21 protein-coding genes are annotated in these 22,993 nt (G+C 44.0%); 8 read left to right on the top strand and 13 right to left on the bottom strand.

Features of this window, described 5'->3' with window-relative positions; all coding sequences use genetic code 11:
* Nucleotides 1–3: 3 nt before the first annotated feature.
* The 6 genes from ABD036_RS07825 to tkt all read right to left on the bottom strand — a co-directional run bounded on the left by ABD036_RS07825 (nucleotide 4) and on the right by tkt (nucleotide 6,401).
* On the bottom strand, nucleotides 4–519 hold the full coding sequence (locus tag ABD036_RS07825; protein WP_343858371.1) for a hypothetical protein: 516 nt from the start codon (nucleotides 517–519) through the stop codon (nucleotides 4–6).
* A gap of 66 nt (nucleotides 520–585) precedes the next feature.
* Nucleotides 586–924: a hypothetical protein gene (locus ABD036_RS07820; protein WP_343858369.1), complete on the bottom strand. Its 339-nt coding sequence runs from the start codon at nucleotides 922–924 to the stop codon at nucleotides 586–588.
* A 131-nt stretch (nucleotides 925–1,055) separates the two neighbouring features.
* Nucleotides 1,056–1,955: a fructose bisphosphate aldolase gene (locus tag ABD036_RS07815; protein ID WP_343858367.1), complete on the bottom strand. Its 900-nt coding sequence runs from the start codon at nucleotides 1,953–1,955 to the stop codon at nucleotides 1,056–1,058.
* 79 nt (nucleotides 1,956–2,034) lie between these two features.
* Nucleotides 2,035–3,216 (bottom strand): phosphoglycerate kinase, encoded by a 1,182-nt coding sequence (locus ABD036_RS07810; protein ID WP_343858366.1) that lies wholly within the window; start codon nucleotides 3,214–3,216, stop codon nucleotides 2,035–2,037.
* 87 nt (nucleotides 3,217–3,303) lie between these two features.
* On the bottom strand, nucleotides 3,304–4,323 hold the full coding sequence (gene epd / locus ABD036_RS07805) for an erythrose-4-phosphate dehydrogenase (protein WP_343858365.1): 1,020 nt from the start codon (nucleotides 4,321–4,323) through the stop codon (nucleotides 3,304–3,306).
* Between the two features lie 83 nt (nucleotides 4,324–4,406).
* Nucleotides 4,407–6,401, bottom strand: coding sequence for a transketolase (tkt, locus tag ABD036_RS07800; protein WP_343858362.1), 1,995 nt, complete (start codon nucleotides 6,399–6,401; stop codon nucleotides 4,407–4,409).
* 319 nt (nucleotides 6,402–6,720) lie between these two features.
* Between tkt and metK the strand changes: the two genes are divergently transcribed.
* Nucleotides 6,721–7,866, top strand: coding sequence for a methionine adenosyltransferase (gene metK, locus ABD036_RS07795; protein ID WP_343858359.1), 1,146 nt, complete (start codon nucleotides 6,721–6,723; stop codon nucleotides 7,864–7,866).
* Nucleotides 7,867–7,907: 41 nt separating this feature from the next.
* On the opposite strand, the gene ABD036_RS07790 is transcribed toward metK, so the two are convergent.
* Nucleotides 7,908–8,096, bottom strand: a complete 189-nt coding sequence (locus ABD036_RS07790) for a hypothetical protein (protein WP_343858356.1) — start codon at nucleotides 8,094–8,096, stop codon at nucleotides 7,908–7,910.
* 286 nt (nucleotides 8,097–8,382) lie between these two features.
* On the opposite strand from ABD036_RS07790, the gene ABD036_RS07785 reads away from it, so the two are divergent.
* Nucleotides 8,383–9,189, top strand: coding sequence for a M48 family metallopeptidase (locus ABD036_RS07785; protein WP_343858354.1), 807 nt, complete (start codon nucleotides 8,383–8,385; stop codon nucleotides 9,187–9,189).
* Between the two features lie 71 nt (nucleotides 9,190–9,260).
* On the opposite strand, the gene ABD036_RS07780 is transcribed toward ABD036_RS07785, so the two are convergent.
* The gene (locus tag ABD036_RS07780; RefSeq protein WP_343858352.1) at nucleotides 9,261–10,079 is read right to left on the bottom strand and encodes a mechanosensitive ion channel family protein; all 819 of its coding nucleotides are present in this window, start codon (nucleotides 10,077–10,079) and stop codon (nucleotides 9,261–9,263) included.
* A gap of 430 nt (nucleotides 10,080–10,509) precedes the next feature.
* Between ABD036_RS07780 and ABD036_RS07775 the strand changes: the two genes are divergently transcribed.
* From ABD036_RS07775 to ABD036_RS07765, 3 genes are all read left to right on the top strand, one after another.
* Nucleotides 10,510–10,689: a hypothetical protein gene (locus ABD036_RS07775; protein WP_343858349.1), complete on the top strand. Its 180-nt coding sequence runs from the start codon at nucleotides 10,510–10,512 to the stop codon at nucleotides 10,687–10,689.
* Between the two features lie 139 nt (nucleotides 10,690–10,828).
* Nucleotides 10,829–11,557, top strand: a complete 729-nt coding sequence (locus ABD036_RS07770) for a 16S rRNA (uracil(1498)-N(3))-methyltransferase (RefSeq protein ID WP_343858347.1) — start codon at nucleotides 10,829–10,831, stop codon at nucleotides 11,555–11,557.
* A gap of 90 nt (nucleotides 11,558–11,647) precedes the next feature.
* Complete coding sequence (locus ABD036_RS07765) at nucleotides 11,648–13,111, top strand: GAF domain-containing sensor histidine kinase (protein WP_343858344.1); 1,464 nt, start codon at nucleotides 11,648–11,650, stop codon at nucleotides 13,109–13,111.
* 293 nt (nucleotides 13,112–13,404) lie between these two features.
* Here the strand turns inward: ABD036_RS07765 and ABD036_RS07760 are convergent, their stop codons facing one another.
* Nucleotides 13,405–14,052: a response regulator transcription factor gene (locus ABD036_RS07760; RefSeq protein WP_343858342.1), complete on the bottom strand. Its 648-nt coding sequence runs from the start codon at nucleotides 14,050–14,052 to the stop codon at nucleotides 13,405–13,407.
* A complete protein-coding gene (locus tag ABD036_RS07755) occupies nucleotides 14,049–15,191 on the bottom strand; it encodes a sensor histidine kinase (RefSeq protein WP_343858340.1) in 1,143 nt (380 codons plus the stop codon). Before ABD036_RS07755 ends, ABD036_RS07760 begins: the two co-directional genes overlap by 4 nt.
* A 181-nt stretch (nucleotides 15,192–15,372) precedes the next feature.
* Between ABD036_RS07755 and ABD036_RS07750 the strand changes: the two genes are divergently transcribed.
* Both ABD036_RS07750 and ABD036_RS07745 read left to right on the top strand, forming a co-directional pair.
* Nucleotides 15,373–16,092, top strand: coding sequence for a hypothetical protein (locus ABD036_RS07750; protein ID WP_343858338.1), 720 nt, complete (start codon nucleotides 15,373–15,375; stop codon nucleotides 16,090–16,092).
* 208 nt (nucleotides 16,093–16,300) lie between these two features.
* The gene (locus ABD036_RS07745; RefSeq protein WP_343858335.1) at nucleotides 16,301–17,698 is read left to right on the top strand and encodes a sugar porter family MFS transporter; all 1,398 of its coding nucleotides are present in this window, start codon (nucleotides 16,301–16,303) and stop codon (nucleotides 17,696–17,698) included.
* A gap of 364 nt (nucleotides 17,699–18,062) precedes the next feature.
* On the opposite strand, the gene ABD036_RS07740 is transcribed toward ABD036_RS07745, so the two are convergent.
* Nucleotides 18,063–18,515, bottom strand: a complete 453-nt coding sequence (locus ABD036_RS07740) for an Lrp/AsnC family transcriptional regulator (RefSeq protein WP_343858693.1) — start codon at nucleotides 18,513–18,515, stop codon at nucleotides 18,063–18,065.
* 127 nt (nucleotides 18,516–18,642) lie between these two features.
* Here ABD036_RS07740 and cysK point away from each other — a divergent pair, with 127 nt between their 5' ends.
* Nucleotides 18,643–19,620: a cysteine synthase A gene (gene cysK / locus ABD036_RS07735; protein ID WP_343858333.1), complete on the top strand. Its 978-nt coding sequence runs from the start codon at nucleotides 18,643–18,645 to the stop codon at nucleotides 19,618–19,620.
* A 15-nt stretch (nucleotides 19,621–19,635) separates the two neighbouring features.
* On the opposite strand, the gene ABD036_RS07730 is transcribed toward cysK, so the two are convergent.
* Entirely contained in the window at nucleotides 19,636–22,152 is a 2,517-nt protein-coding gene (locus ABD036_RS07730; protein ID WP_343858332.1) for a glycoside hydrolase family 3 protein, read from the bottom strand.
* Nucleotides 22,153–22,357: 205 nt separating this feature from the next.
* Nucleotides 22,358–22,900 carry a GNAT family N-acetyltransferase gene (locus ABD036_RS07725; protein WP_343858329.1) on the bottom strand — a complete coding sequence of 181 codons (543 nt, stop codon included), beginning with the start codon at nucleotides 22,898–22,900 and terminating at the stop codon, nucleotides 22,358–22,360.
* Between the last annotated feature and the right edge of the window lie 93 nt (nucleotides 22,901–22,993).

The following is a 22,993-nucleotide window of genomic DNA, read 5'->3' as shown; positions in this document are numbered from 1 at the left end:
TAATTATTGCAAAAACCGCTGCTCATCATCAATGGTGCAGGCCTCTACATTCTCTGGCTGATTGCGTCTATCTACCACCCAACACTCTTCGTAAATTGAGCAATAACAAAGCTCAATGCTGATGTGTTTATCGGTTTTTGCCAGTATGCCGGCATTCTCGCCTTCGTATGAAACTGGGATACTACTGCTTTGAGGTGATAAGGTAATAGAGCCAATATGCGATTGTCTGATATTTTTAAATGTTGAAATTTCCGTCCACGATTTTATATAGTCAGAGCCGTTTTGAACTTTTGCATATTTGATTAATGCCGGACCTGTGCCACTATTGGTCACTCTGTAACTAAATGAATTACCGCTAAAACTCCTGAAAATTTCTACCTTTGGCCAAACAGAGGCTCTGGCATATTCACGATCAACGTAGGCTGAATACATTGAAGTAAATGCGGTAACCAAACCAATAAACAGTGCAGACAGAGCGACTATCATCTCTGGGTTTCTGTACCACTTTAGATTTTCCATTGTTGTTAACTCCTTGACGAAAGTAGTAGCAAATATTATGCGAGATGATAAAGGGATTTAAATGAATTAGCGACCGAGGTACTCATCAATCAAATCGGAAAGGCTGTCTTGCAAATGTTCTTCGAATTCGTCGAGATCTTTGCCGAACACGTTTAAATAGAGCGCTGCCTTGTCATAGTCTAACCGTTTGCCATTAGTGCGGTATTCGGTTTCATCTAGTGACTTATCGTAACGAGGTACAATAACCCAACGTACGAAATCTGAATCGAGCGAAGCAACTACCTGCTTAGCATGTTTGCAAAACCCTTCTATATGATCTGCCCCGTCAGGCCCCAAACACCCCGGTTCGACGCGAAAGGTTACGGTCAATTTTTTGTATAGGGGTAAGGGTAATTCAACGTCCATCGTAAATCCCTAAAACCAAACAGATTATTACTATAAACAAGGCTGAGAATTTAGCCAGTAAAAAGACAAAAACCGAACATCGAGTATCTCAATGTTCGGTTTTTGATTGGCTATATTGCTGATTGTAGAAGTTAGGTAATCGACGCCTGATAAATACTTTCAATAGACGTATTGAGCGTACTATCAAATTCTTCATCACTGAGTTGATACATTAGTCCTTCTGACAAGGCGCGTGAGAAACTGGCGATCATGCCTTCATTTTCAGACAATCTTCTATTGGCTTCTTCACGGCTATAACCACCAGAAAGTGCTACCACTTTGAGTACCCTTGGATGTGATATCAAGGTGTCATAGAATCCAGCGGTTTCTGGCAAGGTTAATTTCAACATAACCATTTGCGTATCAGGTAACGCATCAAGATGCTTAAGCAGTTCACCTTTAAGCAATAACTCGGCTGCCGCTTTTTCAGGGCTGTTAATGTCAACTTCTGGTTCGATAATGGGTACTAGTCCTTTCGCTAGGATTTGCTTACCCACTTCAAATTGTTGTTCAACGATGGCATGCACGCCATCTGCGTTAGCCATTTTCACTACCGAGCGCATTTTTGTGCCAAACACATCTTTGGCGTTGGCTTTGTCGAGTAACTCGTCAAGACCGGGGATGGCTTTCATCAATTGCACGCCGTTTTTTTCGTCTTCTAGGCCTTTATCAACTTTCAAAAACGGAACAACATTCTTTTCTTGCCACAAATAATGCGAGCTTGCTCTACCTTCAATTTCACGATCTAAGGTGTTTTCAAACAGAATGGCACCTAGTACGCGCTTACCATTAAATGCTTGGCTGGTGATAATACGGGTACGCATCTCATGAACTTTAGTAAACATTTGTTCATCGCCAGAATACATATCTTCGGTAACACCGTAGAGTTTCAAAGCTTTGGGTGTGCTACCACCGCTTTGATCGAGCGCCGCGATAAACCCGTTTTCAGTTTCGATTTTTTTTAGCATGTCTAATTGTGCTTGTGATGCCATTCGCAACACTCCTTATTAACTTGGTAGAATACAAAGATAGTTTAGGACGCTTTTACCGCCTCTTATAATATTTCTGAGTTTATTTGCTCTCACCCCGAGACTCTAACATGGCTACGGCGGGTAATACTTTTCCTTCTAAAAACTCTAAGAAAGCGCCACCACCGGTAGATATGTAGGATATGTTATCGGCAATATTGTATTTGTCCACTGCCGCAAGCGTATCACCGCCTCCTGCAATAGAAAACGCTTTGCTTTGCGCTATTGCCATCGACAGGGTTTTGGTACCTTGTTCAAACTGTTCAAATTCAAACACACCAACAGGTCCATTCCACACGATAGTACCGGCATTTTTAATGATCTCGGCCAGCTGCTCTGCTGTCTCAGGACCTATATCAAAAATCATATCGTCGTCTGTTACTTGGGACACCGACTTAGTGGTTGCTGCTGTTGACTCCGAAAATTCTAAACCGGTGACCACATCGACAGGAACCGGAATAGCACCGTTGTTATCTTTAGCGGCCTGCATTAAGCGTTTGGCTTCTGGCACTAAATCAGGCTCGTATAGCGATTTACCGACATTGTGACCTTCGGCAGCAATGAATGTATTGGCAATACCGCCACCAACAATAAGTTGATCAACGATCCCTGAGAGTGACTCTAGTACCGTCAATTTAGTCGACACTTTTGATCCCCCGACTATGGCCACCATTGGGCGAGCGGGATTATCAAGTGCTTTAGTTAAGGCCGACAGCTCATTGGCTAGCAATGGGCCTGCGCAGGCGACGGGAGCGAATTTTGCGACACCATGAGTAGACGCTTGTGCGCGGTGAGCAGTACCAAACGCATCCATTACAAACACATCACACAAGGCAGCATATTGTTTTGACAAGGCTTCATCGTCGTCTTTTTCGCCAGGATTAAAACGCACGTTTTCGAGAATAACCAGTTCACCTGCCTCAACACTCACGCCATTTAAGTAATCCCCAGCTAGTCGCACCGTGCAATCCAAGGTTTCAGATAAGTAAGTGACGACCGGCGCGAGCGAGTATTGTTGCTCGAAGGTACCTTCTGTAGGACGTCCAAGATGCGACATAACCATCACTTTGGCACCGGCCTTTAGCGCATGTTCAATGGTAGGGAGTGCGGCTTTAAGTCTGGCATCTGAGGTGACTACGCCGTCTTTTACCGGCACATTAAGATCCTCTCTGATCAGAACCCGTTTACCCGCTAGATCAAGATCTGTCATATTCACGATCGGCATAAAGTATCCTCTAATTCAAATTGTCTTAAGTCTGTACTATTGTGTAAACCTTGTCCCGCGTATGCGGTAACAGGTTTGTAAAAATTTCTAATCGTGCAACGTTTCCCTGAACATCGCTCGAGCGGTATCTAACATGCGATTAGCAAAGCCCCACTCGTTGTCACACCAAACCAATATTTTAATTAACTGTTTATGGCTCACTCGCGTCTGAGTTCCATCAACAATACACGAATGCGGATCATGATTAAAATCGACCGAAACAAGTGGCTCTTCAGTGTAACCTAAAATACCCTTTAATCTGCCCTGACCTGCTCGGTGTAAGGCTTGGTTCACCTCTTCAATGCTCACTTTTGCGTCGACCGTCACACTCAAATCCATGGCGGTCACATTAATAGTCGGTACGCGCACGGCAATCGCTTCAAAACGTCCTGCAAATTTGGGCAGGATACGCTCAATCCCAACCGCAAGCTTAGTATCAACGGGAATAATGGACTGACTCGCCGCACGGGTGAGGCGTAAATCTTTATGATAAGCGTCTATTACCTGTTGATCATGCATCGAAGAATGAATAGTCGTCACTGTGCCACTTTGAACAGCAAACGCCTCATCGAGCACTTGGATAACAGGAACAATACAGTTGGTTGTGCATGAGCCATTTGAGACAATGCGATCTGCAACTTGCAGCTCTTCATCATTGACGCCATAGATGACGGTTGCGTCCATGTCTGGCGTTGAGGGATGGGAAAATAGAACTTTTCTTGCCCCTTGGGCAATATGAATTTCGGCATCAGCGCGATCATTGTGTACGCCGGTACATTCCATCACCAAATCAATATCTAATTCCGTCCATGGCAATTCATCAATTCGGGCATGTTGTAACAATTGAATCGCATCGCCATTGACCGACAAGGTGGTCCCCGATAACGCCACAGGAAAACCAAAGCGCCCATGCGCCGTGTCGTATTTGAGTAGATGGGCGATGCCCTCTGGCTCAGCGATATCGTTTATTGCGACTATCTCAATCGACTGATTCTGGCCCGTTTCATAGAGCGCCCGAAGCACATTTCGACCGATTCGTCCAAAGCCATTAATTGCTATGCGTATCATGTCATTCTTAAACGTAAAGGGCGCAATTTTTTGCGCCCGTGATGCTCAATCTATCTAGATCATATAGATCGACTACTTACAGGCTAAAGTATGCCTTGCGCCGCATCGACAACAGCGTCTGCCGTAATGCCGAAATGTTTCAACAAAGCGCCGCCAGGTGCTGACTCGCCAAAGGTGGTCATCCCTACAATCGCGCCATCAAAACCAACATATTTGTGCCAGAAATCGACATGCGCCGCTTCCACTGCAACACGTTTGCTGACGTTTTTAGGTAATACGCTGTCTTTGTAGTCCTGATCTTGTGCATCAAATACCGTCGTGCTTGGCATTGACACCACGCGCACTGAGTGACCTTTGTCGCTAAGTTTTGCCGCAGCTTCAACAGCAACCCCCACTTCAGAGCCGGTTGCAATTAAGATCACATCAGGTTGACCTTGGCAATCAACCAACACGTAACCACCTCGGGCAACATTAGCTAATTGTTCGTCTGTACGGCTTTGTGCTGGCAAACCTTGGCGACTAAAGACCAACGCTGTTGGACCTGTCTTGCGTTCTATTGCCGCTTTCCAAGCCACTGCTGTTTCAGCACCATCACACGGGCGCCACGTATCAAGGTTTGGTGTCAGGCGCAGGTTGGCAATTTGTTCAATGGGTTGGTGAGTAGGACCATCTTCACCTTGACCAATCGAGTCATGGGTGTAAACGAAGATATTTGGAATACCCATCAAGGACGCCATGCGTACCGCATTGCGTGCATATTCCATGAACATAAGGAAAGTCGCGCCGTAGGCTCTAAAGCCGCCATGCAAACCAATCCCGTTCATGATACCGCTCATACCAAACTCTCGAACACCGTAGAAGATATAGTTACCGCTAGCATCATCCGCGGTGATGCCTTTAGAGCCGGACCAAAGCGTTAAGTTAGAACCGGCCAAGTCAGCGGATCCGCCCACCACTTCAGGCATAAAGGAAGCATAAGCTTCAATGGCATTTTGCGACGCTTTACGACTGGCAATATTTTCGGCTTTGTGTTGCGACTGCTGGATGAAATCCTGTGCTTTTTGTTCAAAATCGGCAGGTAAATCACCGGCTAAACGACGGGTCAATTCTGCCGCTAGCTCAGGGTGGGCTTGCGAATATTTTTCTAATAACTCATGCCATTGTTGTTCAAGTTGCGCGCCTTTGTCCTTGGCATCCCACTGTGCATAAATATCGTCTGGGACTTCAAAAGAACCGTGTTTCCAGCCGAGCTGCTCGCGAGTTGCTTGAACTTCATCTAAACCTAGTGGTGAGCCATGACTATCATGACTACCGGATTTGTTCGGTGAACCAAAACCAATCACGGTTTTACAGCAGATCATGGTTGGACGCTTCGTTTCGGCTTTGGCTGCTTTAATTGCGGCAGCAACGGCGTCGGCATCATGACCATCAACACCCGCAATGACATGCCAGCCGTATGACTCAAATCGAGCAGGTGTATCGTCGGTGAACCAGCCTTCGACTTCGCCATCAATTGAGATGCCGTTGTCATCCCAAAAGGCGACGAGTTTGCCCAAGCCCAAAGTGCCCGCCAATGAACAGGCTTCATGAGAAATACCTTCCATTAGGCAACCATCGCCCAAGAAACAGTAGGTAAAGTGATCGACAATGTCGTAGCCAGGTTGATTAAATTGCGCCGCTAACATTTTTTCAGCAATCGCCATACCGACCGCATTACTGATCCCCTGCCCCAACGGACCAGTGGTAGTTTCAACGCCCGGTGCATAGCCATATTCAGGATGCCCAGGTGTTTTAGAATGTAGTTGTCTGAAGTTTTTCAGCTCTTCTATCGGCAACGCATAACCCGTCAGATGCAGCAGAGAGTAGATCAACATCGAGCCGTGACCATTCGATAAAATGAAACGATCGCGGTTTGGCCATTGCGGATTTGCTGGATTATGGTGCATAAAATCGCTCCACAATACTTGGGCAATGTCGGCCATTCCCATAGGTGCTCCAGGGTGTCCCGAATTGGCTTGTTGTACCGCATCCATGGATAAAGCGCGAATGGCGTTGGCGAGTTCTCGACGTGAAGGCATATGATCTCCTGCTAATTATGGATCACAAACATAATCAAAATTTAGCATTCTTGCGTATTAACTTGATTAGTTAGCTTGTTTTCGATTTGAGCGGTCATTTTCCATTAGTGGAAACCTAACTGCAACGCTTATTCCATATTGATTATGCTTTTTTTGTTATGGAATCAACTCTTCGAACAAAACTGGACTGGAAAGACAAGATTACATCTAGACATTTGGACGTCTAGATGGAAAGACTGGTATTTTTAAAATTAGTGGTTAAAATACCTTTATTGCCGTTGTAAAAGTCGGTTCACAAAATTAACTGTAGGAATTATCAATGACGACACACCTTTTTACATCAGAGTCTGTATCTGAAGGTCATCCGGATAAAATTGCCGATCAAATCTCCGATGCAGTGCTAGACGCAATCATCACTCAAGATCCTAAGGCGCGTGTTGCTTGCGAGACGTTCGTTAAAACGGGGATGGTACTGGTGGGTGGTGAAGTCACGACTTCAGCTTGGGTTGATATTGAAGAGCTGACTCGTAAAACCGTCCGCGAGATTGGTTATACTCATTCCGATATGGGATTTGATGCGGACTCATGTGCCGTGCTAAATGCCATAGGCAAACAATCACCCGATATCAATCAAGGCGTTGACCGTACTTCCCCAGAAGAGCAAGGCGCTGGAGACCAAGGGTTGATGTTTGGCTACGCCAGTGACGAAACTGACGTGTTGATGCCCGCACCTGTGACTTATTCACACAGACTAGTAAAACGCCAGTCAGAAATAAGAAAAAATGGCACTTTAGACTGGCTACGCCCCGATGCAAAAAGTCAGGTTACGTTTGTTTACGAAGACAACCAACCTGTGGGTATTGATGCCGTAGTGCTGTCTACCCAACATTGTGACTCGATTAGCTTGACCGACTTGCAAGAAGCGGTGATGGAAGAAATCATCAAGCCAGTGCTTCCGGCCAAATGGCTTTCAAAGCAAACCAAATACTTTATTAACCCAACGGGTCGATTCGTGATCGGCGGCCCTATGGGCGATTGTGGACTTACCGGACGTAAAATAATTGTCGACACCTACGGCGGTATGGCTCGACATGGTGGTGGTGCATTCTCTGGTAAAGATCCATCCAAGGTTGACCGCTCAGCCGCTTATGCGATGCGCTACGTGGCGAAGAACCTTGTCGCAGCTGGCTTGGCTAAACGCTGTGAACTGCAGGTGTCTTATGCCATTGGTGTGGCCGAGCCAACCTCGATCAGCATAGACACCTTTGGCACTGGCAAAGTGTCAGATGAACGACTTACCGAGATCGTTCGAGCACATTTTGATTTGCGTCCGTATGGATTGGTGAAAATGCTCGATTTAGAGCGTCCGATATATCAATCCACGGCAGCTTACGGTCACTTTGGCCGCGAAGAGTTCCCTTGGGAAGCGACCGACAAAGCTGAAGAATTAAGGGCTGCTATTTAAGCCACTGGAAAGTCACAGAGCGATAAGAGGAGGATTGAAATTCAATCCTCCTCTTTCATTTTCGCACAAGATTGGGCTTGCTGACTCACACACTGCCCAACCTTCGCAGGGCATCTATCTAACACCCCCACTAAATAACCTAGACTCTGGATAATAAAGGCCCTCAATTCCCAAGTGGCCGCAGCTGCGGGTACTTGCGATTCAAACTGCATATCTTGAATATCATCCACATTAGCGTAAATTTCATTGGCAGATTGATTTACAACAGTTCCACTTATGCCGCGAGTAACGCGTCCGCTAAGTCACAAAATTAAAACGTATACATTCATCGCCAAAAGAATTTTGTTCATCGTCACGATTCATCTATATTGATTGGTACAAAGCAGTGTAGGTAACAACAGAATTTAATCGTAACGATGGTGGGTATGCAGTGATGCAAAAATACGTTACGATTTTAATCAATTACTAAGCTGTTTTATTAAACATATTTTTATTACTGAGAAGCGAGCAAATTGCATGCTAAAACCTGTCATTAAGTCCTGTGTTGCTATTGCGCTAACTGTGGCATTAATTTCTTCTTGTGCTACCTCACCTACCGGTCGTAAGCAGTTAAAACTATATTCTAAATCACAACTTGCCAACATGGGTTCTCAAGCTTTCGATAGCATGAAAACCAATCAAACAGTGTCTACTAAAGAAGTGACCAATCAGTTTGTTACCTGCGTGGCGAACTACATCACCAAACACGTACCTAAAAGCGTATATGATGGCGAGTGGGAGTTAGTTGTATTTGATGATAAACAAGTCAACGCCTTTGCTTTACCAGGTGGCAAAATTGGTGTTTATACTGGTTTATTAGAAGTGGCCGAAAATCAGCATCAGTTAGCTGCGGTTATAGGCCATGAGGTCGGTCACGTAATTGCAGAGCATGGTAACGCCAGATTATCCAATTCAACCTTGATTGGAATCGGTATGGAAGTAACCAATGAATTGCTACAAGCCAACCAAATAGCCAATAGCAACATGGTAATGGCAGCTATCGGAATGGGTGTGCAAGTAGGAGTGCAGTTACCTTTTAGTCGCGCGGATGAAAGTGAAGCGGATCAAATTGGGCTGGAATTGATGGCCTTAGCAGGCTTTAAACCTAAAGAATCGGTACAGCTATGGAAAAACATGGATGCGGCTAGTGGTGGTAATCGTTCGGCAGAATTTATGTCAACTCACCCTTCACCTTCGACACGTATCACCAACTTACAGGCTCTGATGCCGGCGGCAAATCAATTAGCAGCCAAGGCCAAAGATAAGCCCAATTGTCAGAAATAATAAATAACCTGAACTGAAGAATAAGATAAAAAAAATGCCGCAAAGCGGCATTTTTTTGGCAACAATGAAAGCTAGTCTTGCTTGTGTAAATGGACATCCATTTGCGGGAATGGAATACCGATACCTTCTTCATCGAAACGTAATTTCACTGCTTCAGTGAAATCATATTTTACCGTCCAATAGTCGCCTGATTTTACCCATGGGCGCACGTTAAAGTTAACGCTGCTATCTGCCAACTCAGCAACTGCAACCAAAGGCTCAGGTTCTTTCAGAATGCGTTCATCAGCAGCAAGCATCTCTTGCAAAATAGCTTTCGCTTTACGCAGATCAGCGTCGTATGCAATGCCAACCACCATATCGATCCGACGCGTCTCTTTGGCGGAATAATTGACGATATTACCTTTGTAAATTTCGCCGTTAGGCACAATCACTTCTTTATTATCACCGGTTGTCATGATAGTCGTGAAAATCGTAATGTCTTTGACCACACCTGACGTACCCGCGGCTTCAATAAAGTTACCTCGCGTAAAAGGGCGAAATACTAAAAGCATCACACCTGCGGCAAAGTTCTGTAGTGAACCTTGCAGTGACAAACCAATGGCCAAACCTGCAGCACCTAAGATGGCAACCAAAGATGTGGTATCAACACCAAGTTCGTTTAGCGATGCGATGATAACGAACAGCATCAATACTGCATTGACGATTGCTTTTAAGAAACCCACCAGCATTTCGTCGTATTTAGAGCGTGCTAGTACTTTGCCAAACACATTGACTAGAACGCCAACCACTATTTTACCAACGATGTAAATGACGATTGCGAAAAAGATATTGATCCCCCAAGGGATCACGTAAGTTTCAAGTAATTCTGAAACAGTTATATCATCAAGCATAAAACACTCCTGAATATGACGATTATTATTGAAAATAGCGCACAATGGGCTTTTACAACAGAGTTGAAAATTTAGATCAACTCAATAATGAAGAAGACTTTTCATCCGACTCAGAAATAATAGATGAATCAAAGAGATATGCACACCTTTTTGTGTTCATTCGAAATTTAATCTGTCGCCGTTTTGCGTCTTCGAGTCTTTTTATAACCCTATTGTTGGGCCCAACACTAGGTTTGCGTTCATCAAAATGTCAAATGAGTACGTTAAAATCATCTGTATATTATTTGAACATAGATTTAACTTTATGAATTTGTTCGTGTTTTTTTGAACGCAATTTTTTTCGTAATTTCATTACGCAAAATAAAAGGCTGAATGCTATACTTACGCTCCCTTGACAAGGGTCTAACTAATATTTTTAAAGGAATTGAAAATGTTAATACTCTCACTTATTTTTATCAGCCTTGTGGTTCTTTTAATTTTTAGTTTAATAAAAGATACTGGTGAACATACGGTTTATGCGCGAAAAAATGCGTTTCGTGACAATACTGTCAGGCTTTCAGATGCCAAACGCAGTGACATTGATTCATCAGAACCAATAAGCGCAAATTGATAGCGCTTGTGTGACAGGCAATGCCTGTCACACGAGACGTAACATTTCTCATCACCGCTCTGACTATTTCATTTAATCTTGGTCATCAGCATCAGGATTGGTAATATACCGTCAAATTAAATTCTGCCTTTTGGAATGTATGCGAATCCCTCGAATTTATCACCCTGATCTGCTGATTGTAGACCAAACCGTCGATTTAACTGCCGATGCTGCCAATCATTTAGCCAGTGTTTTACGCCTATCAGATGGACACCCAATTGTGTTATTCAACGGTGATGGCAACGAATACACTGCGGAGTTGACGGAAGTTAAAAAGCGTTCAGTTACAGCAATGGTTGATGCAAAACTCGAATTAAGCGTCGAATCGCCCTTACCCATCCACCTCGGTCAAGGCGTTTCTAGAGGCGACCGGATGGATTTTGCCATTCAAAAAGCGGTAGAGTTAGGGGTGACCGAAATTACGCCTTTGCTAACGGATCGATGCGGCGTCAAATTGTCCAAAGAACGTTGGGAAAAGAAACATCATCAGTGGTTTAAACTCATCGTTGCGGCCTGTGAACAATGTGGTCGAAATCGATTGCCCAAGCTCAACCCTTGCCTGCCTATCAACGAATGGGTAGCTCAGTCAACCAAACAAATGCGCCTGACCTTACACCCTCAAGCGGCCAAGAGCATAAAACATTTATCCCTTCCAATGTCGGGCGTACGCTTATTAATAGGGCCTGAAGGCGGTTTTACCGATGCGGAAGTCTATGCTACTGAGGAAGCAGGTTTTCAAACTGTACAGATGGGACCTCGGGTTTTACGAACAGAAACTGCGGCAATGGCGGCGATTGCAGTACTTCAAGCGATACACGGTGATCTTTAGGTAAAAATATTGCCGTTTACTATTTGGGAGATTCTGCTAGATTAGAGACGATAATAATTAGATCAAATTCTCAACTATAATAAGAAGAATATGAGCCTCCTGAACGTTGTAGACATTAACGACTCCCGTCGTTATACGCACCTCAAACGCCATAATGCGATTGAGCATGGTAGAGCGAATGCGCTGGATTTACTGATAAAAGGTAAACCTCTTCACGAAGTATTAAACCAACTGGTTTTTAGTTTGGAAGAATCCACTGATGGGTTGCGATGTTTAATCAGTTTGCTAGACGATTCGGGCACCGTCCTTTCTCCATTTGTTGGTCCCAGTTTACCGCCAGAATTTTTGAAATCACAGGAAAACAATGTTGTTAAACCTGCGGTAGGCACGTCGGCAAAATCGGTTCAGAAAAAAGAACTCATAGTCTGCGAAGATATATTGCAAGATCCCAGCTGGGAAAATCATTATGAGATTATTAAAAGTTGCGGGATTCGATCATGTTGGTCACAACCTATTATTGCTCCAAACGGCGACGTATTCGGTACCTTTAGTATGTTTTTTTCAGTGCCAAGCGTACCTGATCAAGATGATATCGAATCCTTGACTTACGAAGCACAAATTATTTCCATTATTTTAGAGCGCGCAAACAATATAGATCAGCTTAAAAAAGCAAACTCACAGCTAGAGAAACGCGTCAAAGAACGAACTAGAGCACTCACAGAGACCAATATCTTATTGAAAAAAGCATTGGAGCAGCGCAACGAAGTGCAACTTCAATTGGTTGAGTTAGAGAATATGGCTGCGCTAGGCACCATGATGTCTAGTCTTACCCATGAAATTAATACCCCAATTGGCGTGGCAATTACGGCTATCTCACACCTCAGAGCGCTTCAAGAAAAAACCGCTGACTTATTTAGAGAAGGCAAGCTCAAGCGATCGCAATTAACTCAATTCTATGTGGAATCAGAAGAAAGTGCAGAAATTATTGAGCGTAATTTGGTTCGCTCCACGCAACTGATTAAAACGTTCAAACAGCTGTCTCTCGATCAACATAGCCAAGTTGCCCGCAAGATAAATGTATGTAGCTATTTAGGTGAAATATTATTGAGCCTCAAACCTAGGTTAAAACGCACTCAGCATAAATTTTGCCTAGACGTGGATCCTGATTTGGAAGTCTTCAGTAACCCCGGAGCAATCAGTCAATTGATGATCAACCTGATCATGAATTCGGCTCAACATGGTTTCGAGAAGCAAGAAATTGGACACATTCTATTCAAAGTCCGTTTGTTACGAGAAGTCGCTGATCAACCAATGTTACAAATAGTCTACAAAGACAATGGTTGCGGTATGTCTGAGCATACTATCGAAAATTTATACAAGCCTTTCTTTACCAATGCCAGACAAAATGGTGGCAGTGGTTTAGGCATGCACATTTGTTACAACATCGTTGTAAAGGTGTTGGGCGGTCATATTGATTGCCGATCGCGAATCGGCAAGGGAGTGGAATTTACCATCACTATCCCTGTCGGTATGGATAAAAACAACCATAGCTAACCTGAACTCTTGTTATCTAATGCATCGTCATTACAGCTCCGCATTAAGTAACCTGAACTGTTAGATAATAAGTGCCCCTCATTAACGCCCTTTTTACGCTTATCTGCGTTAATTTTTTAGCAATAGACCAGCTTTTCCGTACGAAAACTCGCCTTGATAATCGCAAAAACTGCATCATTGATGACTGTTTTTGAAGTTGTATTTTTACTTATCATCTTTAACACTCTGAAATCGTTATGAAATATTTCATTGCTCAACACACCTTATCCAGAGTTCAGGTTTGGTAGTGAGAGTTAAATAATCCCCATATCAATAGCTTTCAACACGGCTCGAGTGCGATCTCGTACACCTAATTTAGCCAAAATAGTAGACACTTGGTTTTTAACTGTACCTTCTGATTTAAACATCGCTTGGGCGATTTCACGGTTACTGCACCCTGATGCCATCAAACGTAAAATTTCCGCTTCTTTTATGGTCAAGGGTTCTGGTTGATGCTCACTTTCAAATTCGTTTGAATGGCTTTGTATTTTTTGCAGCACTCGCTCTGTGACGCAAGGTTGGATTAACGTCTGTCCGGAATAAACGGTTTTAATAGCATCCACTAGAGTTTCTAATGACACATCTTTAAGCAAATACCCTTTGGCTCCGACTTTTAGTGCCTCTAGTACCATTTGATGATCATCAAAAGTCGTCAGCATAATGACCGGTGGGCACGCATCATTCGCAGATGCATTTAATTCACGTACCGCCTCGATCCCATTTTTCACCGGCATTCTGATATCCATGAGAACGACATCGGGTTGATGTTTGCGGATCTCTTGAAGCGCTATCTCTCCATCCATAGCTTCTGCAACTATGCTAAGTTCAGGAGACAACATAAGTAAACTTTTTATGCCCTCTCTGACCAGTGTTTGGTCATCTACTACCATTACTTTAATCATGCGCTCCTCTCTGGGATGCTAATTTTGGTCACAAAACCGGTGGTGGATATCGCAGTTTCCATCACTCCGTCAAACTCTTTGATACGTTCAAGCATGCCAGTTAATCCGTTTCCTTTTTTCAGTTCGGTTGGTTGACTATGTTGCCCATCATCGCGCATTTCTAAACTAAGCCAACGATCATGTTGGGTGAGTTGAATATCAAAGTTTTTCGCTTTGCTGTGCTTAAGCGTATTGGTGATGGCTTCTTGGATACAACGCAAAATAGTCTCTGCCAGATCCACATCCGTGATATTCATATCGTCTTGAACTTGCATTGTCACATGCAAATTGGGAACGTTGTCGCGCAAGGCACTTAGGGCTTGGACAAGATCAATTGTCGACTTTTCACGGATTTCTGACACCGCTTCACGTACATCACTAAGAAGTAACTTGGCGAGATCATGACATTGTTGCACCCGTTGTTGAGCTTCCCCCTGGGTGATGCGAGATGCGACTTGTAAGTTAATCGTTAAGGCAGTGAGATGGTGCCCCAGTAAATCGTGAATATTACGGGCGATCCGTACCCGTTCAGCTTGTTTCGATGCTTCGGAAAGTAAGCTTTGGGTTGCGATCAGTTTGCGATTCAACTCATTAGTTGCCTCTCGCGCTCTTTGCTCCTTAATCGTGGCGTTAACCATAACCAGCGAAAACAAATTAAAGGTCCAAAATAACAACGCAGATAATAAGACATTGGACATCTGCCAGTGAAAAGCGAAAATAATCCACAAAGGCGCAGACCAAAAAGGCGAGGTCAAGATTGCCGCTCTCATGCTAACGAAATAGGGAAGTTGCGCACTCCAGATAGTGATTAGAATGGCAATAAAACTATAAGGTAGCAGCCAAGCCGCTGCTAATACAACGCAGTACTGTAATGCCATTAATGCTAAGCGTTTTTGCACATTAACACGTAAATCATTGGCACTCACTGCCACCACAAAACTGATAATAAAAATCACAAAACACGCAGCTGCGAGCACTATGTCGGCTGATGGGAAGCGTTGCGCGGTGATCATCAATGAAAGAGCTGAAACACTGACCACTAACCAAGCCAAAATTGCTGTGGCAACTTCAATACTGAGTATCTGTTTTAGCTTATCCATCTTTGCCTCTTTTCATTCTTATCATTAGCGCATGGAGCTATGGCCAAGTGGACATCAGTATGCGTTAGTCATCAGCGTCAATGCCATAGGCCAAAAGTCACGATTTAAATGATGACTTTTGGCACTCTTGAAGCAAGCAGGATTTGACTATGCTATGACCATATTGACTAGGAGAGAGTATATGTTAACACTACACACCGGTTTATTTACAAGTCACATATTCCTAGGCAGTTTAGCGTTGATCTTGTTTTGGATCCCAATATTCAGCCGAAAAGGGGGCTTAGATCATATTAAATTTGGTAGATACTATGGATTTACCATGTATGCGGTGGCACTTTCCGGTGCTTTAATGGCACTTATGGTGATCTATGATCCCATCGCGCTCAAAGGTCATTTGCTTAACGAAAATTCTGACCAGCAAAATTTTATCGTTCAAATTCGCATTTTTTGGGGCTTTTTACTGTTTTTAAGCTTGCTCACTTATACCAGTGTTCGCCAAGGTTTCGCAGCTCTAGTCTATAAACAAAATACCCAACCTTTGCGCCGAATTTCACATTTAGCACCATTGTTACTACTACTCATTGGCGGGCTGGTAATGTTTGGGTTTGGCATCATGCAGGGCAAAACGCTGCATACGGTATTTGGCATTTTGGGCGTTGTTATTAGCAGCGGCATGCTGCGATACTGCTTTAACAAAGCGCCTAAACCCAAGCAATGGTTACTAGAGCACTTTGGTGGCATGATTGGTTCAGGAATTGGCGCTTATACCGCGTTTATCGCTTTTGGTGGCCGTAGATTGTTTGCCGATTTGGGCAGCATGCAACTTGTATTTTGGATTGCGCCAGGGGTAATCGGTAGCATCGCGATTTATTATTTATCAAGAAAATACCAAACCAAATAAACAAACATCAAACTATCGGTGGCACTCTTTTTGTAATCAATAAGCTGAGTTTGTAGTACCAAGCAGATTTGATTTTTCACGCTAGCTTAGTTGCAAACCAGACAGATAACGATAACCTAGCAATTAACATAGTGATAACATGCTAGGATCGAGCTTTATTACTATGCAGTCGTAATCCAAAGACAATAATAAAAAGAAGGAGCAGGCCTTGAGTCAAGAAAACGAAAATATGTTATTCATCGTGTTGGTGAGCTGTGTGGCGACTATTGGCGGATTTTTATTTGGCTTCGACAGTGGCGTAATAAACGGTACTGTGGATGGATTAAAGATTGCATTTAATTCTGATAATTTTGGCACCGGTTTTAACGTTGCCAGTATGTTATTGGGTTGCGCTGCCGGGGCGTTGTTTGCAGGGCGTTTGGCTGATAAGTTTGGCCGAAGAACTATACTCATTGCTGCTTCTATTCTTTTTATCGTCAGCGCATGGGGCTCTGGGATTGCATCATCTTCCATGCAATTTATCGTTTTTCGCATATTAGGCGGGCTTGCGGTTGGTGCTGCATCGGTCATGGCTCCAGCGTATATTAGTGAAATAGCGCCCGCCCGCATTCGTGGCCGTCTAACGACCATCCAACAAATAGCAATTATAGGAGGCTTATTTAGCGCCTTTGTGAGTAATTACTTACTTGCAAATTATGCTGGTATGTCTACAGCAATATTGTGGATGGATTATGAAGCATGGCGGTGGATGTTCTGGATTGAACTGATCCCCGCCGTATTATTTTTTGTGTTATTGCTGTTTATTCCTGAAAGCCCGCGTTATCTCGTGATCACTAAACACTTGGATAGCGCAAAAGCAGTTTTGGTTAAACTATACGGCCAAGCTGTTGGGGAAACAAAGCTCAAAGAAATTGAAGCCTCATTGGCAGCAGATCATCAACCTACATTTTCCGATTTAATCAGTAAAACAACCGGTAAAGTGCGTAAAATTGTCTGGGTTGGAATTGGGTTAGCGACTTTCCAACAATTAGTGGGTATTAATGTGGTGTTCTATTACGGCGCCGTGTTATGGCAAGCTGTAGGCTTCTCAGAATCAGATGCGCTGTTAATAAACATTATCAGCGGCGCCGTCAGTATCGCGGCTTGCATCATTACCATGGCACTTATCGATAGAGTCGGTCGCAAGCCCTTCTTGATGCTAGGCTCTATTGGTATGACAGTAACCTTGGGGTTAATGGTTTATGCCTTTGCAAGCGCAGATTTTGACGCAAACGGTAACCTTGATCTGGGCAGTTTAGGCACCTTAGCACTGGTTTCAGCCAATGCTTACGTGTTCTTCTTTAATATGTCTTGGGGGCCGGTAATGTGGGTTATGTTGGGCGAAATGTTTCCCAATCAGATCCGGGGCTCAGGCTTGGCAGTGGCGGGGTTGTCTCAATGGTTGGCGAATTTTGCCATTACCATGACCTTCCCTATCATGCTTGCGAGTATTGGTTTAGCCGGTGCTTACGGGTTTTATGCTGCTTGTGCCCTAATTTCAATATTCTTTGTGCTGTATTTCGTCCACGAAACCAAAGGAACTGAATTAGAGGACATGATAGGTTAATCGTTCCAAGCAATCAAAAAGCAAACGAAAGCGCTAACTGACAACGTTAGCGCTTTTTTTCACTTCTAACGTGGACACCCACCTTAATTTAATGTGGACACCCACTCTAAAAAATAAAATATTTGAATACTTAAAAGATTTACAAACCGCATTAACAAAAACTCTGATCATTGATTATTCATGTTCAATAACGGTGGGTGTCCATGCTAAATAACGGTGGGTGTCCATGCTAAACAACAGTGGGTGTCCATGCTAAATAACGGTGGGTGTCCATGCTAAATAACGGTGGGTGTCCATGCTAAATAACGGTGGGTGTCCATGCAAAGGAATAGTGGGTGTCCATGCAAAGGAATATGCGGTTGGGCTAGCGTACGGGTAGTACGGTCGTGTATTTGATTTGCTCCATTGCGAAGCTTGATGTGACGTCGGACAGATCAATGCCCGTTACAAGTCGCTTGTAGAATTTATCGAATGCCTTTAGGTCGGCCACTACGACTTTTAGCATGTAGTCGTATTCGCCGCTCATACGATAAAACTCAACGACTTCTTCTAACAATCCTGCATGTTTTGCGAAGTGATTCAGCCATTTATCATCATGTTTGCCTGCTTTTACTTGTACAAATACGGTCATTCCCAACCCAACTAATTCTGGATCAACTAACGCCACTCTTTGTTTAATCACGCCCTTTTTTTCTAGCTGTTGAATACGACGCCAACATGGCGTAGTGCTCAAGCCAACTTGCTCTGCTATATGATTAACGGAAAGGGTCAGATCATGCTGTAACAGTCGTAAAATCGCCTTATCTATAGCATCAATTGCCACAAAACCACCATTCAATAGTATTTTTTTCTAAAATAGCACGAATATTAATTCTATTTTAGAAATTTTTTACTGTCTAAAGAGGCACAATTAAGGGTATTGAGAACAAACCTTGCAGAGCCCTATGTTAACTCGAAATGAAATTTTAGCTGTCACCGCCAAAGCCGATGAAAATATATATAGCAGCATCATTCACACTATTGGTAATACGCCTATGGTGCGGCTATCAAATGTGATGAAAGAACAAGCACTTGATGCTGAGATTATTGCCAAAGTGGAATACTTTAACCCCGCAGGCTCTGTTAAGGATAGACCCGCATTGGCAATGATAGATGCGCTGATGGCGTCGGATGTGTTTAATTCACAAACTGAAATAATAGAACCTACATCCGGTAACAATGGCGTTGCCTGTGCTTGGATATGCGCGATTCGCAAGATCCCCTTAACAGTAGTGATTCCTGAGCACATGTCTATTGAGCGGCGTAAGCTAATGCATTTGTATGGCGCTAAGGTGGTCACCACTGCAAAAGAGCTAGGCACCAAAGGGGCAATAGATCATGCAGCAGAGTTGGTTCGTCAACGTCCAAATGCCGTGTCGCTTAATCAGTTTTCTAATCAAGCTAACGTGGACACCCACTACAACACCACGGCACAGGAGATATGGCGCGATTGTGGCGGTAAAATCGATGCCTTTGTGGCCGGGATAGGTACTGGTGGCACTATTACTGGCATTGGTAAAGCGCTTAAGGAATTAGCGCCTCAGATAAAAATCATCGGTGTTGAACCAAGTGCCTGCCCGGTGTTAAGTGAGGGCAAGTCAGGGCTGCATAAGATTCAAGGACTGAGTTCTGGGCACATTCCCGATATTTTAGATGTGTCTTTATTAGATTATGTCTGTGCAATCGATGATCAAGTCGCAATTGAACATGCGCGCATGTTGGCCAAAACTGAAGGCTTACCTGTGGGCATTTCGTCCGGCGCAGCCATAGCAGCTTGCATTCAAATGTCTCAACAAGACGACATGCGCGGAAAACGCATTGTGACCATACTCGCAGACACTGCAGAACGATATTTCAGTACTGAACTCTTTGCTCACTGCTAATTGCACAGCCCTGAGTTACAAAGAACAATTAGCCTGACCTAAGTCTGATACAACTTTGACTTCACGCAGTTGCATCACTAAACCCGCTGTAGATTGAATTGAGAACGGGGTTTGAACTGAACTCATATTGGCTCCGGATGAAGCAAAGCACTTCAGCTTAACTAATGCGGTTTGCCAACCCTGCCCTGCGACAGACTTCAAGGATTCACTGATGTCCATGCTAACGGAACAACCTTCACCGCATCCAAGTATTAAACTCGCTTGCGGATCCGTGGCTGATATAACGCGATAATCTATTTGAAATGTCATGTTACCGCGAGTTTGTTTGCTTAGATCAACCGGATTTCCCTCAATGGATACCGCGGCATCTCCACGCCAAGTAAAAATAATCGTATCTTCCTGAGCTTTGTCATCTGCAGCAACGGCGAGTAAATTGCCTGCCGAACTTGTTTCAAGGTTACTCGTCACTGGGGTAAGCCCACTTGGATCCACCAGAACCATACTCCATGGAAAGACAGGATCTCCGGCATAGATATAACGGGTGGTATATTCATGAGAATCACTATCGCTCTTTTCATTCAAAGGCCCCAGAGCAGTATTGTCATTAACTGACAAACCGTAACCCAAAGGGAAAAGCGGCGCATAATCTAATTCTCCAGCATTCAATTCAGCATCACTTGGCAAATCAGGCCACGAAAATGAAAGGCGTCCGGTAAAGTCATAGCGTAAATTGCCACGAACATCGGTAAACAATAGATCGGCAATACCGCCACCTTCAGTACCAGGCAGCCAAGCAGCAATAAACGCATCCGATTGATTCATCTCAGGATGTACCCACATGGGCCGACCAGATAAGAAAATCGATACCGTAGGGATTCCCTGCGACTTGAGTTTTTGCAGTACTTTGAGTCCATTATCATGCATCAAGTCGATATGTGGACGATCTCCTTGGAACTCCGCATAAGGTTGCTCACCGAACACCACAATCGCCACATCTGGTTTGACTTCAAAGCTCCCCTGCTCACTTAGTTCAACCGTTCCTCCAGCTTGACTGACAACTTCTGCAATACCTTCATAGATAGATTGACCATTGGGAAAGTCGGCGCGAGCATTACCCGTACCTTGCCAAGAAAGTGTCCAGCCTCCAGTCTGTTGACCTATATTATGGGCTCCCTCCCCCGCTACCAACACATTCATACTTGGCTTCAACGGCAATAATTGATTATTATTTTTTAATAATACCAGAGACTTTCTCACGGCTTCTCTAGCCAGTGCTCGATGCTCCTTTGAGGCCAACAATTGCCACTGCCCAGCAAAAGGTCGATTGGATGGTAATCCAGCGTCAAACAGTCCAGCGCGCATTTTTACCCGTAATATACGTGCAACCGCTTGATTGAGTCGGCGTTCACTGATCTCGCCGCTTTTCACTTGTTTGAGCGTGTTGTTATAAAGTTCTTTCCAACTATCCGGCGCCATGAACATATCAAGACCGGCATTAAATGCTTGTGGACATGATACATTTGAACAATCAGTCACTTGTCCATGGCCGTTCCAGTCGCCCACCACAAAACCGTCGAATCCTAACCTATCAACGAGAACATCGGTGAGCATAACTTTAGAACCGTGCATTTTAGCGCCTTGCCAGCTGCTATATGAAGCCATAACAGTTTGCACACCGGACTGAATTGCCGGTATATAACCAGCCGCATGCACGTCTCTTAGTTCAGCTTCAGACACAACAACTTCGCCTTGATCAATGCCGTCAGTGGTGCCGCCATCGCCAACAAAATGCTTAGCCGTAGTAAGGACATGTGATTGACCTAAAAAGTCTGACGAATTTAACTGGCCTTGGATCCCAGAAATCAATTTACCTGCCAGACTAGCTACCCGCTGTGGACTTTCTGAAAAGCTTTCGTAAGTGCGCCCCCATCGGTCATTTCTTGCTACCGCCAGCGTTGGTGAAAAGGTCCAATCCTGACCAGTAACTAAAATTTCCTTGGCCGTCACCTGACCTATTTTGAACATCATTTCAGGATCGTTGGCTGCACCTAATCCAATGTTATGCGGAAAAACGGTGGCACCCACGACATTGCTATTGCCATGGATCGCATCTGTTCCCCACAAGATAGGTATACCGACACCTCCGTCAGATACGTCCGTTGATGCTTGCCATAACTGATCCGCTAATGTTAACCAATGAATTGCGTCAGTACGGTTGTTATTTTTTGGTGCAGAGTTGCCACCGTTTAGTACTGCTCCTAAGTTGTATTGCGCGACGTCTTTGGGTGTAACAGAAGCGATATCGGCCTGAATAACCTGTCCAACTTTCTCTTCTAAGGTCATACGCGAAAGTAAATCGGTGATCTGTTGTTCAATGACAGGATTGCGCTTAATCGGAGGATCATAAAGCGGCCAGTTTTGCGGATTGATAGTAGGCTTAAATTGTTGTGCATCGCTACGGATCACTTCGCTGTTATTGCTGCACGCAGACAAAAACAAACAACACAGGGTAACTGGCAGCAAATAACGCATCGTTCTTTTTTATCCTTATTTAGTGGAGTTATCGAGTAGCTAGAAGTGCTTGGGACCTTACATCAGTATTCATGCTGATGCTCCAACTTAGCCATCATATTGCCATGCTAGTAGTAAAATTAATCAAGGTTCTGGTTATCAGCTTAAACACAAACGTAATGAAATCATAGAGTAAGATTGATGGTATGTTCAAACCTTGGGTAAATTAAACAATTTCAAAACGCACCAGCGGTAAATGCCTGCCTTGAATGGAACCAGATTCTTTACTGCCGATTAATCGGCCCCCTTGCTTGAGGTAAAATGGCAATGCATTGGGATCACTTTGTATCAGCAAAACGGCCATTCCCTGACAACGAAGCGCTTCACACGCATGTGCAAATAGCACCTGTCCCAAGCCCTTGCCAATATACTTTGGAGCGACAAAAAGCCCCTCTAATTCGGCTGTTTTACCCGGCAAAAAGCGTCGTTTATCAGGCTCAGCAGGCGGATGTTCAAGTTGATAACTGGGGAACTCTGACAATTCAGGTAATAATGACAGGGCATAGAACGCGACTAGATGTTGCCCGTTTAACCACAGACATTGATAGTTAAAATCCGAGTCGCGCAGGCGAGCCTCACTGACTTCGAGCTCTGCCTTTGTAGCTAACATAAATTCGTTGCTATACCCCCAATATGCCTTAGAACTTATGGCAATGCGACTTAACCTTACTGAATCATTAGGTTGTGCTGGTCGAATTGAGTAGTGCATATCAGCTCCATAAAGAATCATAATAAATCACTTGAAATTTTTAGTCGCAACACAAGATCTTAGGTATGATGAAGAAAATGTCATATAAGGAAT

Source organism: Aliiglaciecola litoralis, from assembly GCF_039523355.1.
GTDB classification, from domain to species: Bacteria; Pseudomonadota; Gammaproteobacteria; order Enterobacterales; family Alteromonadaceae; genus Aliiglaciecola; species Aliiglaciecola litoralis.
The sequence above is the reverse complement of the archived record's forward strand: the minus strand, read 5'-3'. Positions and strand labels throughout refer to the sequence as shown.

Bases quoted from the DNA above. Each gene is read 5' to 3' on its own strand.
- ABD036_RS07825 (WP_343858371.1), bottom strand. From the start codon at position 519: ATGGAAAATCTAAAGTGGTACAGAAACCCAGAGATGATAGTCGCTCTG.
- ABD036_RS07820 (WP_343858369.1), bottom strand. From the start codon at position 924: ATGGACGTTGAATTACCCTTACCCCTATACAAAAAATTGACCGTAACC.
- ABD036_RS07815 (WP_343858367.1), bottom strand. From the start codon at position 1,955: ATGGCATCACAAGCACAATTAGACATGCTAAAAAAAATCGAAACTGAA.
- ABD036_RS07810 (WP_343858366.1), bottom strand. From the start codon at position 3,216: ATGCCGATCGTGAATATGACAGATCTTGATCTAGCGGGTAAACGGGTT.
- epd (WP_343858365.1), bottom strand. From the start codon at position 4,323: ATGATACGCATAGCAATTAATGGCTTTGGACGAATCGGTCGAAATGTG.
- tkt (WP_343858362.1), bottom strand. From the start codon at position 6,401: ATGCCTTCACGTCGAGAACTCGCCAACGCCATTCGCGCTTTATCCATG.
- metK (WP_343858359.1), top strand. From the start codon at position 6,721: ATGACGACACACCTTTTTACATCAGAGTCTGTATCTGAAGGTCATCCG.
- ABD036_RS07785 (WP_343858354.1), top strand. From the start codon at position 8,383: ATGCTAAAACCTGTCATTAAGTCCTGTGTTGCTATTGCGCTAACTGTG.
- ABD036_RS07780 (WP_343858352.1), bottom strand. From the start codon at position 10,079: ATGCTTGATGATATAACTGTTTCAGAATTACTTGAAACTTACGTGATC.
- ABD036_RS07775 (WP_343858349.1), top strand. From the start codon at position 10,510: ATGTTAATACTCTCACTTATTTTTATCAGCCTTGTGGTTCTTTTAATT.
- ABD036_RS07770 (WP_343858347.1), top strand. From the start codon at position 10,829: ATGCGAATCCCTCGAATTTATCACCCTGATCTGCTGATTGTAGACCAA.
- ABD036_RS07765 (WP_343858344.1), top strand. From the start codon at position 11,648: ATGAGCCTCCTGAACGTTGTAGACATTAACGACTCCCGTCGTTATACG.
- ABD036_RS07760 (WP_343858342.1), bottom strand. From the start codon at position 14,052: ATGATTAAAGTAATGGTAGTAGATGACCAAACACTGGTCAGAGAGGGC.
- ABD036_RS07755 (WP_343858340.1), bottom strand. From the start codon at position 15,191: ATGGATAAGCTAAAACAGATACTCAGTATTGAAGTTGCCACAGCAATT.
- ABD036_RS07750 (WP_343858338.1), top strand. From the start codon at position 15,373: ATGTTAACACTACACACCGGTTTATTTACAAGTCACATATTCCTAGGC.
- cysK (WP_343858333.1), top strand. From the start codon at position 18,643: ATGTTAACTCGAAATGAAATTTTAGCTGTCACCGCCAAAGCCGATGAA.
- ABD036_RS07730 (WP_343858332.1), bottom strand. From the start codon at position 22,152: ATGCGTTATTTGCTGCCAGTTACCCTGTGTTGTTTGTTTTTGTCTGCG.
- ABD036_RS07725 (WP_343858329.1), bottom strand. From the start codon at position 22,900: ATGCACTACTCAATTCGACCAGCACAACCTAATGATTCAGTAAGGTTA.